The sequence below is a fragment of the Roseateles sp. P1_C6 genome, from assembly GCF_056406315.1.
In genome coordinates, this window is the sequence record NZ_JBFUAK010000008.1 from 89,849 (window position 1) to 105,497 (window position 15,649).

Below are 15,649 nucleotides of genomic sequence, written 5' to 3' on the forward strand. Positions count from 1 at the left end.
AGAATGATGTGTGCTTGTCACCCCGCGCGACGGGATGAAATCGTGAATTGGCGCGCAGGGCCGCACGGCCCTGCGCCCGTGCCGGTCAGCCCAGCGCCTGCGTCACCAGCGCGAAGCGACGCACGCCTGGCACGCTGGCCGGCACCGGCCCCCGCACCATTTCGGTCGGGCCGTCGACACGCATCAGCCCGAGGCTTTCCAGCCACTCGGTCAGGCCGCTGTCGAAGTCGACATCGATGCGCACGAACTTGCCCGCGCTGACGCCGACCAGATGCGCGATGAGCGCCTTGGCACCGAGTTCATCCGGCGCCACGACGGGGCCGATGATGAGGCCACGGCCGAAGCGGCGCAGCATCGCGAAGCCTCGGCACACGCCCTCCTGGTCCAGCACGACGGTGTCCGACGCGGCCAGCAGCTCGCGCATCAAGGCCTCGCGCGGCATGCCGCGCGCCGCGGCATCCAGTTCGATCAGCACCGCCGCGTCGGCATGGTCCGACGGGCGCAGCCGCCAGCCAGCGTCCAGCGCCACCAGCGGCGCGGACTGCGCCAGCCCCTGGTGCTGCCTGACCTCGCCGGTGCGCACGAAGCCCAGGCGCTCATACAGGCCCCTGCCCTCGGCGGTCGCGTGCAGCAGCACGCTGCGCTCGCCGAGCTCGGCCAACAGGGCCTGCAGGAGGCGGTAGCCGACGCGCCGGCCCTGGCACTTCGGGTCGACGATGACCAGGCCCAGCGTCGCATGCGCAGGTCCCCAGGGCCAGTTCAGCGCGCAGCCCACGATGTCGCCGTCGCGCTCGGCGATGACGCCGTGGCCAAAGCGCAACGCGAACTGCCAGTCCGCCAGCCGGTGCGGCCAGTGCACGGCCTGCGACAGGCCCAGGGCGGCATCGAGGTCGGCTTCCTGCAGGGCGCGCAGAACAATGCCGTCGGTCGACGGCGTCGGGGCGGGATTCACGGTCTTCAAGGCGGGCTCCGGAGCGGCATTCTCGACGCCATCCTGGCCATCCAGGACGCGCAACGCTAGGACGATCTTGCTGTTTGCAAAGAACCGCAGCATGCACTGCACGCACCGTTCAAGTCGCAATGATCTGCGCCCCGCGGCCGGCCAACGGCGCCAAATTTCGGGGTGCCGTCCCTAGCATCGATACCGGTGTTACGACCGCAGCCGAAAGACCCGCCCGTGCAAGCCCTCGATACCGATCAATGCCAGGTGCCCAACGGGCATGTCATCCACCGCGGCCCGCTGGGCGGCAGTCAGGCGGCTGCGTTCGACGTGCAGCAACCCTTCGACGGCTCAACCCGAACGGCGCGTCAAAAGCGTGCCGATCGGTCTGGCCAGGTCGGCTCGAGGTGCATGGTTGCCTCGCCACGGTGCGGGCCGCAGCCTATGCCGAAGCGGGGGGTCAAAAAGACAGTTTCATGTGCTGCCGGCGGCCACAAGCCCGCATTTGCATTGGCCTCACATGCTTCAATGAAATCCTTCTGACACGCCCCGTGACCCAGGACAACCCGCCGTGAAACTCGATTCCTATTGGACCGACTCTGCCCAGGCCTTCCAGCCCCAGGCAGCCGACTTGCCGGCGCAGGCCGACGTGGTCATCGTCGGTGCCGGCTTCACCGGCCTGTCCGCGGCGCGCACGCTGGCGCAGCGGGGCCGGCATGTCGTCGTGCTGGAAGCCTGCGACCGCGTGGCCAAGGAAGCCTCGGGGCGCAACGGCGGCCATGTCAACAACGGCCTGGCGGTGGACTACATCGCGGCGGCCGAGCAGTACGGCATCGAGCAGGCCCGCGCCTGGTACCACGAGTTCGACGCCGCCGTCGACTCGGTCGAGGCCCTGGTGCGCGAAGAGCGCATCGACTGCGACTTCCAGCGCAATGGCAAGCTCAAGCTGGCCACCCGCCCCGCCCACTACGAGGCGCTGGCGCGCAGCCACGCGCGCATGCGGCGCGAGGTGGACCGCGACGTCGAGTTGCTGGACGCCCGCGCCGTGCGCGACGAGGTCGGCAGCGACCGCTTCGTCGGTGGCCTGCTGCAACGCAAGAGCGCGCAGATGCACATGGGCCGCTTCGCCAGCGGCCTGGCAGCCGCCGCCGAGAAGCGCGGCGCGCAGATCCACCTGAACACGCCCGTGCAGCGCCTGCAGCGCCTGGGCACCGGCCATGAGCACATGGTGCACACGCCGCGCGGTGCCATCCGTGCCGCCCAAGTGCTGCTGGCCACCGGCGCCAGCCTGCACGGCGGCTACGGCAGCTTCGGCTGGCTGCGCCGGCGCATCGTCGGCATCGGCAGCTTCATCATCGTCACCGAGCCCCTCGGCGCCGAGCGTGCCCAGGCCCTGCTGGCGGGCCGGCGCACCTACGTCACCATCGCCAACATCCACCACTACTTCCGCCTGACGCCGGACCATCGGCTCGTCTGGGGCGGGCGGGCGCGCTTCGCGATCTCCAGCCCGACGTCGGACCAGAAGAGTGGCGACATCCTGCGCGAAGGCCTGGAGCAGACCTTCCCGCAGCTCAAGGGCATCGGCATCGACTACTGCTGGGGCGGCCTCGTCGACATGAGCCGCGACCGCCTGCCGCACGCCGGCGAGCGCGACGGCGTCTTCTATTCACTGGGCTACAGCGGCCACGGCACGCAGATGTCGGTGCACATGGGCCAGCGCATGGCCGAAACCCTGCTGGGCAATGCCGCCGCCAACCCCTGGCGCGACCGGCCCTGGCCTGCCATCCCGGGCCATGTCGGCCCACCCTGGTTCCTACCGGCCGTCGGCCTCTACTACCGCCTCAAGGACAGGATGTCCTGAGATAGACCTTGCGTCAGGAGACTCACATGAACGGACACAGCAAGCTGCAAGACATGGTCGGCCCGCAGGAGAGCCTGGAGCTGCTCGGCGCGCTCAAGCGCGGTGCGACACGGCGCGACCTGCTGGCCATGCTCGCCGGCGGCGGCATGCAGCTGGCGTTGGCCACGGGCGTGGCCGGCACGGCACTGTCGGCCCACGCGCAGACGCCGCGACGCGGCGGCCGCATCCGCGTGGCCGGCGCCACCGCCGCCATCAGCGACACGCTGGACCCTGCCAAGATGGCCAACCAGACCGACTACTCGCGCGGCACCATGCTCTACAACGGGCTGACCGCGCTGGACGGCAGCCTGACGCCGCAACCGGCGCTGGCCGAGTCGTTCACGACCAAGGACGCCAAGACCTGGGTCTTCAAGCTGCGCAAGGGCGTCGTCTTCCACGACGGCAAGGCGCTGCAGCCCGCCGACGTGTTGTTCTCGCTGCTGCGCCACAAGGACGCCGCGACTGCCTCCAAGGCCAAGGCGCTGGCCGACCAGATCGACAGCGTCAAGGCCAGCGGCGCCAACGAGGTCACGGTCACGCTGGTGCAGCCCAATGCCGACCTGCCCGTCATCCTCGGCACCTTCAACTTCCTGATCGTCAAGGACGGCACGACCGACTTCGCGACCGGCATCGGCACCGGCCCCTTCAAGCTGAAGGAGTTCAAGCCCGGCGTGCGCTCCATCGTCGTGCGCAACGACGCCTACTGGAAGCCCGGCCAGCCCTACCTCGACGAGATCGAGTTCGTCGGCATCGGCGACGAGGGCGCGCGCGTCAATGCACTGCTGTCCGGTGACCTGGACCTGGTGGCCGCCGTCAATCCGCGCTCCGTGGAACGTGTGCGCGGCACGCCGGGCTACGCGATCTTCGGCACGCAGTCGGGCCAGTACTCCGACCTGATCATGCGCAAGGACATGGGCCCGGGCGCCAACCCGGACTTCGTGCTGGCCATGAAGTACCTGTTCGACCGCGAGCAGATGCGCAAGTCCATCGCGCTGGGCCATGCCGTCGTCGCCAACGACCAGCCCATCGACCCGAGCAACCGCTTCTACTTCGCCGGCCTGCCCAAGCGGCCCTACGACCCCGAGAAGGCCAAGTTCCACCTGGCCAAGGCCAACATCGGCAGCGCACGCATCCCGGTCGTGACCTCGCCGGTGGCGCTGTATTCGGTCGAGATGGCGTTGGTGCTGCAGCAGTCGGCGCAGCGCATCGGCCTGAACCTGGACGTCAAGCGCATGCCCGCCGACGGCTACTGGTCCAACCACTGGCTCAACAGCCCGGTGGGCTTCGGCAACGTCAACCCGCGCCCCAGCGCCGACACGCTGCTGACGCAGTTCTTCAAGTCCGACGCCGCCTGGAACGGCTCGCGCTGGAAGAACGACAAGTTCGACCAGCTGCTGCTCGCCGCCCGCGCCGAGACCGACCAGGCCAAGCGCAAGCAGATGTACGCCGACATGCAGGTGCTGATCCACGAAGAGGCCGGCGTCGGCATCCCGATGTTCCTGGAGAGCATCGACGGCCACACCGCCAAGCTCAAGGGCCTGCGCCAGATCCCGCTGGGCGGCCTGATGGGCTACTCCTTCGCCGAGAACGTCTGGCTGGAAGCCTGAGCGATGAACCTGCTGATCCTGCGCCTGCTGGCCGGCCGCGTCGCGATGGCGGGGGTCTCGCTGCTGGTGGTGTCGGCCGTCGTGTTCGCGATCACGGCCGTGCTGCCCGGAGACGCCGCCGAGGCCCAGCTGGGCCAGGAGGCGACGGCCGAGTCGCTCGCCGCGCTGCGCCATCAGATGGGCCTGGACGTGGCGGCGCCCGTGCGCTACTGGCAGTGGCTGCGCGGCTTGCTGACGGGGCAGCCGGGCATGTCCATCGTCAGCGGCGCGCCCGTGGCCGACATGATTGCCAGCCGCCTGCCCAACTCGCTGCTGCTGGCCGGCATCACGGCCGCGATCTCGGTGCCGGTCGCGCTGATGCTGGGCATCGCGTCGGCGATGTGGCGCGGCAGCTGGTTCGACCGCATGGCCAGCTCGGGCGCCGTGGCCGTCGTGTCGGTGCCGGAGTTCCTGGTCGCGACGCTGGCCGTGCTGATCTTCGCCGTGCAGCTGCGCTGGCTGCCGGCACTGTCGTCGGCCAGCAGCGTCGAGTCGGTCGGGCAGATGCTGCGTCAGTTCGCGATGCCGGTGCTGACGCTGTGCTGCGTGACCGTCGCGCAGATGATGCGCATGACGCGCGCCGCCGTCGTCGACCAGCTGAAGGCGCCCTACATCGAGATGGTCCAGCTCAAGGGCGCCTCGCCCACGCGCATGGTGCTGGCCCACGCGCTGCCCAACGCCATCGGCCCGATCGCCAACGCGGTGGCGCTGTCGCTGTCCTATCTGCTGGGCGGCGTCATCATCGTCGAGTCCATCTTCAACTACCCCGGCATCGCCAGCCTGATGGTCGACGGCGTGTCGCAGCGCGACATGCCGCTGGTGCAGACCTGCGCCATGCTGTTCTGCGCCGTCTACCTGCTGCTGGTCACGCTGGCCGACCTGTGCAGCATCGTCGCCAACCCGCGGCTGCGCCATCGCTGATCGAGAAGACGCCCATGACCAGCTCTGCTTCCTTCGCTCCCTCACCGCGCCGTCGCCGGCTTGCCATGCCCTGGCCCGGCCTGCTGGGCCTGGCCATTTTGGTTGCCTGGCTGCTGGTGGCCGCGTTCGGCCCGGCCCTGCTGGGCCAGGACGGCGGCGACATGGGCAATGGCGACGTGTTCGCGCCGATGGGCGCCCACCACTGGCTGGGCACCGACTACCTGGGCCGCGACATGCTGGCCCGTGTCGTCGAGGGCGCGCGCTACACGGTCGGCATCGCGCTGCTGGCCACGCTGCTGGCCAGCAGCATCGGCACGCTGCTGGCGCTTTTGGCCGCCGCCAGCGCGCCCTGGGTGGACGCCGTGCTGAGCCGCGGCATCGACACGCTGACCTCCATCCCCTCCAAGATGCTGGCGCTGATCATGGTGGCCGCCTTTGGCTCCACGCTGCCCATGCTGATCCCGACCGCGGCCATGATCTACGTGCCCGGCGCCTTTCGCATCGCGCGCTCGCTGGCCGTCAACATCAACGCGATGGACTACGTGACAGTCGCCCGCACCCGCGGCGAGGGGCGGCTCTACATCATGCTGCACGAGATCCTGCCCAACATCGTCAACCCGATGCTGGCCGACCTGGGCCTGCGCTTCGTCTACGTCGTGCTGCTGCTGGCCTCGCTGAGCTTCCTGGGCCTGGGCGTGCAGCCACCGGACGCCGACTGGGGCTCGCTGGTGCGCGAGAACATCGGCGCGCTGGCCAACGGCAGCGCGGCCATCATCGCGCCGGCGCTGGCCATCGCCAGCCTGACCATCGCGGTCAACCTGCTGATCGACAACCTGCCGGGCCGCGCCGCCCGCGGAGACCACTGATGGGCGCCCAGGTCCAAGTCCAAGGCCTGCGCATCGTCGCCGGCGCGCGCGATGCCGAGCAGACCATCGTCCACGACCTCAGTTTCACCATCGCCCCTGGCGAGGTGCTGGCGCTGATCGGCGAGTCCGGCTCCGGCAAGACCACCACCGCGCTGGCCATGATGGGCTATGCGCGCACGGGCTGCCGCATCGCGGCGGGCAGCGTGCGCATCGGCGACACCGAGGTGCTGGAACTCGACGCGGCCGGCCAGCGTGCGCTGCGCGGTCGACGCGTGGCCTACATCGCGCAGAGCGCGGCGGCCTCGTTCAACCCGTCGCGGACCATCATGGACCAGGTCGTCGAGCCGGCGCTGATCCACGCCACCTCGACCCGCCCCGAGGCCGAAGCCAAGGCCGTGGCGCTGTTCCGCGAGCTGGCCCTGCCCAGCCCCGACACCATCGGTTCCCGCTACCCGCACCAGGTCTCGGGCGGCCAGCTGCAGCGGCTGATGGCCGCGATGGCGCTGATCACCGACCCCGAGCTGGTCATCCTCGACGAGCCGACGACGGCGCTGGACGTGACGACGCAGATCGAGGTGCTGCGCGCCTTCCGCCGTGTCGTGCGCGAGCGCCGCACGACGGCCGTCTACGTCAGCCACGACCTGGCCGTCGTCGCCCAGATGGCCGACCACATCCTCGTGCTGCGCGACGGCCAGATGCGCGAGCTGGGCGGTACCGCGCAGATCCTGGCCGCGCCCTCGCACGAGTACACGCAGTGCCTGCTGGCCGCCGCGCGGCCCAAGGAGCGCGAGGCCGGTTCGACCGGCGCCGTGGCCGCGGAGACGCCGCTGCTGGAGGTGCGCCAGCTGTCGGCCGGCTATGGCCCGCGCGACAAGCAGGGCCAGCCCAAGGCGCTGATCCTGGAGGACATCAACCTCAAGCTCTACCGCGGCCAGGCCATCGGCGTCATCGGCGAGTCCGGCTCGGGCAAGACGACGCTGGCACGCGCCATCGCCGGCCTGATCGCGCCCTGCCGCGGCGAGATGCTGTTCGACGGCCAGCCCATGCCGCCGACGCTGGAGCAACGCGGCAAGGAAGAGCTGCGCCGCGTGCAGATCGTCTTCCAGATGGCCGACACGGCGCTCAACCCGTCCCAGACCATCGAGCGCATCCTGGCGCGGCCGCTGCAGTTCTACCGCGGCCTGTCGGGCGAGCCGCTGCAGCGCCGCATCCGCGAGCTGCTGGACCTCGTCAAGCTGCCCGCCACGGTGGCCGGGCGGCTGCCGGGCGGCCTGTCGGGTGGGCAGAAGCAGCGTGTCAACCTGGCGCGGGCGCTCGCCGCCGAACCCGAGCTCATCCTCTGTGACGAGGTCACGTCGGCGCTGGACACCGTCGTCGGCGCCGCCGTGCTGGACCTGATCGCCGAGCTGCGCCGCGAGCTGGGCCTGTCCTACCTCTTCATCAGCCACGACCTGCACACGGTGCGCTCGGTCTGCGACGAGATCGTCGTCATGCAGCACGGCCGCAAGCTGGCGCAGGTGGCGCGCGCCGACTACGAGCGCGGCCCCCATCATCCCTACTACGAGCTGCTGGCCCGCTCGGTGCCCGAACTGCGCCAGGGCTGGCTCGACGAACAGGCCGCCGCGGCCTGACCTGAACGAGAAATCATCATGAGCAAGAAGACTTTCAAGATCGCCGTCATCCCCGGCGACGGCATCGGCAAGGAAGTGATGCCCGAGGGCCTGCGCGTGCTGGGCGCCGCCGCGGCGCGCTTCGGCATCGAGCTGCAGCTGACCCACATCGACTGGGCCAGCTGCGACTACTACCAGGCCCACGGCCAGATGATGCCGGACGACTGGAAGGCCCAGCTGCAGGGCCATGACGCGCTGCTGTTCGGCGCCGTCGGCTGGCCGGCCATCGTGCCCGACCACATCTCGCTGTGGGGATCGCTGCTGAAGTTCCGCCGCGAGTTCGACCAGTACATCAACCTGCGCCCGGTGCGCCTGTTCGAGGGCGTGCCCTGCCCGCTGGCCGGCCGCAAGCCGGGCGACATCGACTACCTGGTCGTGCGCGAGAACACCGAGGGCGAGTACACCAACCTCGGCGGCATCATGTACGCGGGCACCGAGCGCGAGATCGTCATCCAGGAATCGGTCTTCTCGCGCTTCGGCGCCGACCGCGTGCTGCGCTACGCCTTCGAGCTGGCCCAGGCCCGCGAGCGCAAGCACCTGACCGTGGCGACCAAGAGCAACGGCATCGCGATCAGCATGCCCTGGTGGGACGGCCGCGCCGACGCGGTCGGCGCCGACTACCCGGCCATCACGGTCGACAAGCAGCACATCGACATCCTCAGCGCCCGCTTCGTGCTGCAGCCGGGCCGCTTCGACGTGGTCGTCGCGTCCAACCTGTTCGGCGACATCCTGTCCGACCTCGGCCCCGCGACCACCGGCACCATCGGCCTGGCACCGTCCGCCAACCTGAACCCCGAGCGCAGCTTCCCGTCGCTGTTCGAGCCCGTGCACGGCTCGGCGCCCGACATCTACGGCCAGAACATCGCCAACCCGGTCGCCATGATCTGGTCGGCCGCGCTGATGCTGCAATTCCTCGGCGCCGCGGACGCCCACGACGCCATGCTGGCCGCCATCGAGACCGTGCTGCGCGAAGGCCCGCGCACCCGCGACCTCGGCGGCAGCGCGTCGACGACCGAGATGGGCGAGGCCATCGCCCGCCTGGTGGCCCAGGCCTGAGCTTTCAACAGATTTCCGAGTTAGCGCCATGCCCCTGAGCCTCAGCCGCCCCGACCTGCTGCGCACGCAGAACTTCATCAACGCCCGCTGGTGCGAAGGCCAGGACGGCCGCACGCTGCCGGTCAGCGACCCGGCGCTGGACGTCGCCATCGCCAGCGTGCCCGACAGCGGCGCCGCCGACGCGCGCGCCGCCGTGGACGCGGCCTACGCCGCCGGCCCGGCCTGGCGGGCCCTGCCGGCCAAGCAGCGCGCCCAGATCCTGAAGCGCTGGAACGCGCTGATCCTGGCCCACCAGGAGGACCTCGGACGCCTGATCTCGCGCGAGCAGGGCAAGCCGCTGGCCGAGGGCCGTGGCGAGGTGGCCTATGCCGCCAGCTATGTCGAATGGTTCGCGGAAGAAGCCGTGCGCGCCTATGGCGACATCATCCCGGCGCCGGTCAGCGGTCGCCGCATGATGGTGCTGAAGGAGCCGGTCGGCGTCGTCGCGGCGATCACGCCGTGGAACTTCCCCGCAGCGATGATCGCCCGCAAGATCGCGCCGGCCCTGGCCGCCGGCTGCACCGTCGTCGCCAAGCCGGCCGAGGACACGCCGCTGACCTCGCTGGCCCTGGCCCGGCTCGCCGAGGAGGCCGGCGTGCCGGCCGGCGTGCTGAACATCGTCGTCGCTTCGCGCGAGCGGGCGGCCGAGGTCGTGGACGTCTGGCTCGCCGACGGCCGCGTGCGCAAGATCACCTTCACCGGCTCGACGCCGGTCGGCAAGCACCTGGCCCGCGAGTCGGCCGGCACGCTGAAGAAGCTGTCGCTGGAGCTGGGCGGCAACGCGCCCTTCATCGTCTTCGACGATGCCGACCTGGATGCCGCCGTCGACGGCCTGATGGCCGCCAAGTTCCGCAACGGCGGCCAGACCTGCGTCTGCCCCAACCGCGTCTTCGTGCACCAGCGCGTGCACGACGCCTTCGTCGACAAGCTGGCCGCCCGCGTCGGCGCGCTGAAGGTCGGCCCGGCCAGCGAGCCCGGCTCGCAGATCGGCCCCATGATCAACCGGCGCGCCGTCGACAAGATCGAGCGCCATGTGCAGGACGCCGTCGCAGGCGGTGCGCGTGTCGTCGTCGGCGGGACGCGTCTGGACCTGGGACCCAACTACTTCGCGCCGACGGTGCTGATCGACGTCGGGTCCGGCATGGAATGCAGCCGCGAGGAGACGTTCGGCCCCGTCGTGCCCATCACGCGATTCAGCGACGAGGCGGAGGTCATCGCCGCAGCGAACGACACGCCCTTCGGCCTGGCCGCCTACTTCTTCTCGCGCGACGTGCAGCGCATCTGGCGCGTCGCCGAGGCGCTGGAGACCGGCATCGTCGGCATCAACGAAGGCGCGCTGGCGGCCGAGGCCGCGCCCTTCGGGGGCATCAAGGAATCAGGCTATGGCCGCGAGGGCTCGCGCTACGGACTGGACGACTACATGCACACGAAGTATCTGTGCCAGACGCTTTGGTAGCGGGAAGCGCGGATGAGCGCCTTCCGGCGCACGGCGGCCCTTTGGTATCGGTGATAGTTGCGCCATAAAGTGCCGTCACCGGCGACAAGGCCCTCTTTGCGCCATGTCTACCCACCACCTCGGACACATCTTTTGGGCGCTTTGGGCGATTCAGGCGCCGCAGTTTTCGTACAGAACAAGAAAAAAGCACCTGGCGTCGCCGCCGGGTGCTTTTTCTTTCCTACCGTATTTGGTAGGCGCGATTGGATTCGAACCAACGACCCCCACCATGTCAAGGTGGTGCTCTAACCAACTGAGCTACGCGCCTGAAGAGCTGCGCACTATAGCAGGTTTTTGCAGGCCCGGTCCAGACTCACTTGCGCCGAGCGGAGCGCACGCCGGAGATGGCGCACAGCTCGCGCAGCACCTTGGTCAGCCTGGACGCGTCCGACAGCTCCAGCGTGAAGCTCATCCACGCCGTGTCACCGCCACCGGCCTTGGGCTTGGCCGCACCCGGCTTCAAGGACTGCGTGTTGACGGCCACGACGTTCATCTTCTCCTTGGCGAACACCTCCAGCACGTCGCGCAGCAGGCCTTGGCGGTCGCCGGCCTCGACAAGGACATCGACCGGGTAGACCGGTGCGCCCTTGCCCGAGCCCGACGCGGCTTCACCACCGCCCCACTCCACCGCAATGACGCGCTCGGGCGAGCGCCGCTTCATCTCGGCCAGGTTGCTGCAATCGCTGCGATGGATGGCCACGCCCTTGCCACGCGTGACAAAGCCTGAGATGGCGTCCGGCGGCGCGGGCCGGCAGCAGCGCGACAGCGTCGTCAGCAGCGAGTCAATGCCCACCACCAGCACACCGCCGCGCGTGCCGGTGCTGGCGCTGCGCGTGTGGCGCTGGGCCAGCAGTTCGTTCTCGTCCGCGACCGGCTCCGGCGGGCGCAGCAGCAGCTCGATGTTGCGCAGCGAGTACTCGTCCTTGCCGACGACCTCGAACAGCGCATCCGCGCCCTTGAAGCCCAGCCGCGCAGCCAGCTCGTCGAGCTTGACCGCCGTCTTGCCTTCACGCTGCAGCAGGCGTTCGACCAGCTCGCGGCCCTTGGCGATGGTCTGCGTCTGCTGCAAGGCGTTGAACCAGGCACGCACCTTGGCGCGCGACCGCGGGCTCTGCAGGTAGCCCAGTTCGGGGTTGAGCCAGTCCAGCGACGGCCCACCCTCCTTGGCGGCCGTGATCTCCACCGTCTGGCCGCTTTGCAGCGGCGTGCTCAACGGCAGCATCTGCCCGTCAATGCGCGCGCCGCGGCAGCGGTGGCCGAGGTCCGTGTGCACCGCGTAGGCAAAGTCGATGGGCGTCGCGCCGGCCGTCAGCTCGACGATGGTGGCCTGCGGCGTAAAGACGTAGATGCGGTCGTCGAAGCTCGGCGCACCGCCGGCCTGCGCCTTCTGCACCGTGTCGCGCTCCCAGGCCAGCAGCTGGTTGAGCACGGCCTTGCGTGCGCGCGCCACCTGCTCCTCGAACTCGCCGGCCGCGCTGACCCCGGCATAGCCGCGCGCACCGGCCTCCTTGTAGGCCCAGTGCGCGGCCACGCCATGCTCGGCATGGTCGTGCATCTCACGCGTGCGGATCTGCACTTCCATCGCGCGGCCGTCCGGGCCCAGCACCACGGTGTGCAGCGACTGGTAGCCATTGGGCTTGGGCTTGGCGATGTAGTCGTCGAACTCGCCAGGCACCGGCGTGAAGATCTCATGCAGCCGCGCCAGCGCCGTGTAGCAGTCAGCCACGCTGGCGACGATGACGCGCAGCGCGCGCAGGTCGAAGACGCGGTCCAGCGCCAGGTCCTTGCCCTGCATCTTCTTGTGGATGCTGTACAGGTGCTTGGGGCGGCCCTGTACCTCCGCGGCCAGGCCTTGCGCATAGAGGTCGGCCTGCAAAGCGGCGCGTGCGGCCTCCACGCGCTGCTCGCGCTCCACGCGGGTCTCGTGCAAGGCCTTGGCCAGCGCCTTGTAGGTCTCGGGCTCGCGAAAACGAAAAGCCAGGTCCTCCAGCTCCCACTTGATCTGCCAGATACCCAGCCGGTTGGCCAGCGGCGCGAACACCGACTGCGACTCCGCCGCCAGCTCGCCCGGGCAGGCCTGCTTGCTGGCCGCGTACCAGCGCAGCGTCTGCAGCCGCGACGCCAGGCGCAGCAGCACCACGCGCAGGTCTCGCGAGAAGGCCAGCAGCATCTTGCGCACGCGCTCGGTCTGCTCGGCGCGGACATCGGCGCGCTGGTCGGTGTGCACCTTGGCGTCGCGCGCGGCGCGCTGCAACTGCACGAGGCGGCGCGTGTGCATGACCAGGCTGGCATAGCTGTCGCCGAAGGCCTTGGCGACGACCTCCTCGGGCTTGGTCAGGAAGTCGCCCGCATAGACCAGGTAGGCGGCGGCCTGCAGCTCCTGCGCGGCACCGACGGCCTGCAGGATGGCCGCCACGCCGTCGGCATGGGTGAGCGCGTTTTCGCCGGTGTCCAGCGCTTCGCCCGCCAGCAGCGGCTCGGCAAAGGCGCGCGCACGGACGACCTCGGCATTGGAGTGCGCGGCGCCCGCATCCAGCAGCGCAACGATGGGCGCCGTGGCCGCGCCCTCGGGCATCAAGCCGGTCTTCATGTACTGAGGAAGTCCCTCACGATGGCAATCTGGTCGTCGTGGATCAGTGTCGGCGCATGGCCCACGCCGGGCAGCTCGACGAGGCGGGCGCCCGGGCCGCGCTGCGTCATCGCACGCGCGGTTTCGGCGCTGAGCAGGTCGGACTCGGCGCCGCGGATCAACAACGTCGGGCAGCGCAGCGCGTCATAGGCGCCCCACAGCATGGCCTCGCCGGCGGCGGCGATCTCGGGCGTCACGGCCGCGAAGGGCAGCGCGATGGCGGGGTCGTAGCGCAGCTTCCAGCCCCCGTCTTCCTCGCGGAACAGCGGCTCGGACAGGGCCAGCCATTCGGCCTCGGAATGCGGGCCGAAGCCCTCGGAGATGCTGCGCAGGTAGCCCGCGCCCTCGTCCAGAGACGTGAAGCGCTGCACCTTGCCGAGATAGCCACCGATGCGCTGCAGCGCCTCGTAGCGGATCGCCGGGCCGACATCGTTCAGCACCAGGCGACGGATGGGGCTGAGCGCACCCTCTGGCCGCGGCAACGAAGCCAGGCCCAGGCCGATGAGGCCGCCCATCGAGGTGCCGACCCAGTCCACCTGCTCAACGTCCAGTCGTGCCAGCAGCGCCACCATGTCGGACACATAGGACGGGATCTGGTAGCCGCCGGGCTGGCGCAGCCAGTCCGAGCGCCCGCGACCGACCACGTCCGGACAGACGACCCGGTAGCGACCGCTCAGCACGCGCGCCAACGCGTCGAAGTCCCGCCCCTGGCGCGACAGGCCGTGCACGCACACCAGCACGGGTGCATCCGCGCTCGGGCCAGCCCACTCCCAGTAGGCCATGCGGTGCAGGCCCGTGGCGTCCAGGCAGGTCACGAATTTCAAGCGCGGTTCGGTCATGATGGCGTCCTTCTCGAAAATCATCGTAGCAACCACCAAGGAACCCCAGCATGTTGAAAGGCAAAACCGCCCTCGTCACCGGCTCCACCAGCGGCATCGGCCTGGGCGTCGCGCTCGCGCTCGCGCGCCAGGGCGCCAACCTGATCCTGAACGGCTTCGGCGACGCCGAAGGCCCCAAGGCCGAAGTGGCCGCGCTGGGCGTCAAGGTGGGTTACCACGGCGCCGACATGAGCAAGCCGGACGAGATCGCGGCCATGCAGGCCTACGCGGACGCCGAGTTCGGCGGCATCGATATCCTGGTCAACAACGCCGGCATCCAACATGTCGCGCCGGTGCAGGACTTCCCGGTCGAGAAGTGGGACGCCATCATCGCCATCAACCTCAGCTCGGCCTTCCACACCACTCGCCTGGCGCTGCCCGGCATGCTCAAGAAAGGCTGGGGCCGCATCATCAACATCGCGTCCACGCACGGCCTGGTCGCCTCGGCGCAAAAGTCGGCCTATGTGGCGGCCAAGCACGGCCTGGTCGGTTTCACGAAGAGCATCGCGCTGGAGACGGCGACGACGGCGGTCACCGTCAACGCCATCTGCCCCGGCTGGGTGCTGACGCCGCTGGTGCAGAAGCAGGTCGACGCGCTGGCCGCCAAGGACGGTGTCGACAACGACGAAGCCAAGCGCCGCCTGCTGGCCGAGAAGCAGCCCTCGCTGCAGTTCACGACGCCGGACGAACTGGGCCAGCTGGCCGTGTTCCTGTGCTCGGATGCCGCGATCAACGTGCGCGGCCAGGCCTGGGCGATGGACGGCGGCTGGACCGCCGTCTAGGCAGGCTACCGGGTCAGTTGAACGGTCCCGTTGACGTTCACCGTGACCACCGCCTTGCCGGCTTCCGTCGGCAAGGCCTCGTCGGCCCCCGCGGCGGCCTTCATGCGCATCATCGCCATCGCGGGGCGCGGGCCGGGCTCGTCGCTGGACACGTTCACCTCGCCGACGACATAGCCGCCGTAGCCGAACTGCTTGGCGTAGTCCGCCGCCTTGGCGCGGTAGCGGGCAATGGCCTGGGCCGAAATGTCGGCCTCGGCCTTTTCGCGCGCCTCGCGCGACAGGCTGTAGCCCACGCGGGCGATGGTCAGCGTGTTGATGCGGCCCGCCAGCTGGGCGATGGCTCCCGTGTCACGCCCTTCGACCTGCAGCTCGGCGCTGCCCTGCCAGCCGTTGACCTTGCCGCTCTTGGGGTCGTAGCGAGGGCTCAGCGAGAAGCCGCCCGTCTGCACATCGACCTGGCCGGGCTTGGCGACCTTGCGTGCCTCGGCCAGCGCGGCGTCCAACGCCTGCTTCAGCGCCGTCTGCACGCCGGCGGCGTCGGTGCCTTCACGGGTCGTCGAGAAGGCGATGCCCAGCACGTCACGCGCGACGTCGGCGCTGGCGCTGGCCGACAGGCTCAGGCGCTCACGCGGCGGCGCATCCGCGGCCGCATGTGCGGCCACGCTCAGGGCAAGGGTTGAAAGGGCGACGACTGCGCGCATGGAGATCTGCCTTTACAAGGAGGGGAAGCCCAGCTTAGCCCGACCAGTTGGCAACGAGCTGTAACGTCTTCCTGCTGTCCTACAAGGCCCGGTTTCCAAACCTGCACACAATGGCGCTGTTACAAA

The 15,649-nt window shown here is 69.7% G+C and carries 12 protein-coding genes and 1 tRNA gene; 8 read left to right on the forward strand and 5 right to left on the reverse strand.

Annotation, left to right across the window (positions count from 1 at the left end; genetic code table 11):
* Window positions 1-85: 85 nt before the first annotated feature.
* The gene (locus AC1D29_RS18430) at window positions 86-961 is read right to left on the reverse strand and encodes a GNAT family N-acetyltransferase (RefSeq protein WP_477900038.1); all 876 of its coding nucleotides are present in this window, start codon (window positions 959-961) and stop codon (window positions 86-88) included.
* A 550-nt stretch (window positions 962-1,511) separates the two neighbouring features.
* On the opposite strand from AC1D29_RS18430, the gene AC1D29_RS18435 reads away from it, so the two are divergent.
* The 7 genes from AC1D29_RS18435 to AC1D29_RS18465 are packed head-to-tail and all read left to right on the forward strand — an operon-like array spanning window position 1,512 to window position 10,494.
* On the forward strand, window positions 1,512-2,801 hold the full coding sequence (locus tag AC1D29_RS18435; RefSeq protein ID WP_477900040.1) for an NAD(P)/FAD-dependent oxidoreductase: 1,290 nt from the start codon (window positions 1,512-1,514) through the stop codon (window positions 2,799-2,801).
* A 26-nt stretch (window positions 2,802-2,827) separates the two neighbouring features.
* Entirely contained in the window at window positions 2,828-4,447 is a 1,620-nt protein-coding gene (locus tag AC1D29_RS18440) for an ABC transporter substrate-binding protein (protein ID WP_477900042.1), read from the forward strand.
* Window positions 4,448-4,450: 3 nt separating this feature from the next.
* The gene (locus AC1D29_RS18445; RefSeq protein ID WP_477900044.1) at window positions 4,451-5,407 is read left to right on the forward strand and encodes an ABC transporter permease; all 957 of its coding nucleotides are present in this window, start codon (window positions 4,451-4,453) and stop codon (window positions 5,405-5,407) included.
* Window positions 5,408-5,421: 14 nt separating this feature from the next.
* Window positions 5,422-6,273 (forward strand): ABC transporter permease, encoded by an 852-nt coding sequence (locus AC1D29_RS18450; RefSeq protein WP_477900046.1) that lies wholly within the window; start codon window positions 5,422-5,424, stop codon window positions 6,271-6,273.
* Window positions 6,273-7,904, forward strand: a complete 1,632-nt coding sequence (locus AC1D29_RS18455) for an ABC transporter ATP-binding protein (protein ID WP_477900048.1) — start codon at window positions 6,273-6,275, stop codon at window positions 7,902-7,904. Before AC1D29_RS18450 ends, AC1D29_RS18455 begins: the two co-directional genes overlap by 1 nt.
* A gap of 18 nt (window positions 7,905-7,922) precedes the next feature.
* Window positions 7,923-8,999, forward strand: a complete 1,077-nt coding sequence (locus tag AC1D29_RS18460; RefSeq protein ID WP_477900050.1) for a tartrate dehydrogenase — start codon at window positions 7,923-7,925, stop codon at window positions 8,997-8,999.
* A 28-nt stretch (window positions 9,000-9,027) separates the two neighbouring features.
* Window positions 9,028-10,494 (forward strand): NAD-dependent succinate-semialdehyde dehydrogenase, encoded by a 1,467-nt coding sequence (locus tag AC1D29_RS18465; RefSeq protein WP_477900052.1) that lies wholly within the window; start codon window positions 9,028-9,030, stop codon window positions 10,492-10,494.
* A gap of 230 nt (window positions 10,495-10,724) precedes the next feature.
* On the opposite strand, the gene AC1D29_RS18470 is transcribed toward AC1D29_RS18465, so the two are convergent.
* The 3 genes from AC1D29_RS18470 to AC1D29_RS18480 all read right to left on the reverse strand — a co-directional run bounded on the left by AC1D29_RS18470 (window position 10,725) and on the right by AC1D29_RS18480 (window position 14,001).
* Window positions 10,725-10,801: transfer RNA gene (locus AC1D29_RS18470), tRNA-Val, on the reverse strand.
* Window positions 10,802-10,846: 45 nt separating this feature from the next.
* On the reverse strand, window positions 10,847-13,123 hold the full coding sequence (locus tag AC1D29_RS18475) for a RelA/SpoT family protein (protein ID WP_477900054.1): 2,277 nt from the start codon (window positions 13,121-13,123) through the stop codon (window positions 10,847-10,849).
* Window positions 13,120-14,001 carry an alpha/beta fold hydrolase gene (locus AC1D29_RS18480; RefSeq protein ID WP_477900056.1) on the reverse strand — a complete coding sequence of 294 codons (882 nt, stop codon included), beginning with the start codon at window positions 13,999-14,001 and terminating at the stop codon, window positions 13,120-13,122. The genes AC1D29_RS18475 and AC1D29_RS18480 overlap by 4 nt, the downstream gene beginning before the upstream one ends.
* A gap of 50 nt (window positions 14,002-14,051) precedes the next feature.
* Between AC1D29_RS18480 and AC1D29_RS18485 the strand changes: the two genes are divergently transcribed.
* Complete coding sequence (locus tag AC1D29_RS18485; RefSeq protein ID WP_477900058.1) at window positions 14,052-14,822, forward strand: 3-hydroxybutyrate dehydrogenase; 771 nt, start codon at window positions 14,052-14,054, stop codon at window positions 14,820-14,822.
* A gap of 5 nt (window positions 14,823-14,827) precedes the next feature.
* On the opposite strand, the gene AC1D29_RS18490 is transcribed toward AC1D29_RS18485, so the two are convergent.
* Window positions 14,828-15,523: an SIMPL domain-containing protein gene (locus AC1D29_RS18490; RefSeq protein WP_477900060.1), complete on the reverse strand. Its 696-nt coding sequence runs from the start codon at window positions 15,521-15,523 to the stop codon at window positions 14,828-14,830.
* Window positions 15,524-15,649: the final 126 nt, after the last annotated feature.

Coding starts and splice junctions, on each gene's coding strand:
- AC1D29_RS18465 (WP_477900052.1), top strand. CDS start 9,028: ATGCCCCTGAGCCTCAGCCGCCCCGACCTGCTGCGCACGCAGAACTTC.
- AC1D29_RS18485 (WP_477900058.1), top strand. CDS start 14,052: ATGTTGAAAGGCAAAACCGCCCTCGTCACCGGCTCCACCAGCGGCATC.
- AC1D29_RS18490 (WP_477900060.1), bottom strand. CDS start 15,523: ATGCGCGCAGTCGTCGCCCTTTCAACCCTTGCCCTGAGCGTGGCCGCA.
- AC1D29_RS18460 (WP_477900050.1), top strand. CDS start 7,923: ATGAGCAAGAAGACTTTCAAGATCGCCGTCATCCCCGGCGACGGCATC.
- AC1D29_RS18445 (WP_477900044.1), top strand. CDS start 4,451: ATGAACCTGCTGATCCTGCGCCTGCTGGCCGGCCGCGTCGCGATGGCG.
- AC1D29_RS18455 (WP_477900048.1), top strand. CDS start 6,273: ATGGGCGCCCAGGTCCAAGTCCAAGGCCTGCGCATCGTCGCCGGCGCG.
- AC1D29_RS18480 (WP_477900056.1), bottom strand. CDS start 14,001: ATGACCGAACCGCGCTTGAAATTCGTGACCTGCCTGGACGCCACGGGC.
- AC1D29_RS18475 (WP_477900054.1), bottom strand. CDS start 13,123: ATGAAGACCGGCTTGATGCCCGAGGGCGCGGCCACGGCGCCCATCGTT.
- AC1D29_RS18450 (WP_477900046.1), top strand. CDS start 5,422: ATGACCAGCTCTGCTTCCTTCGCTCCCTCACCGCGCCGTCGCCGGCTT.
- AC1D29_RS18440 (WP_477900042.1), top strand. CDS start 2,828: ATGAACGGACACAGCAAGCTGCAAGACATGGTCGGCCCGCAGGAGAGC.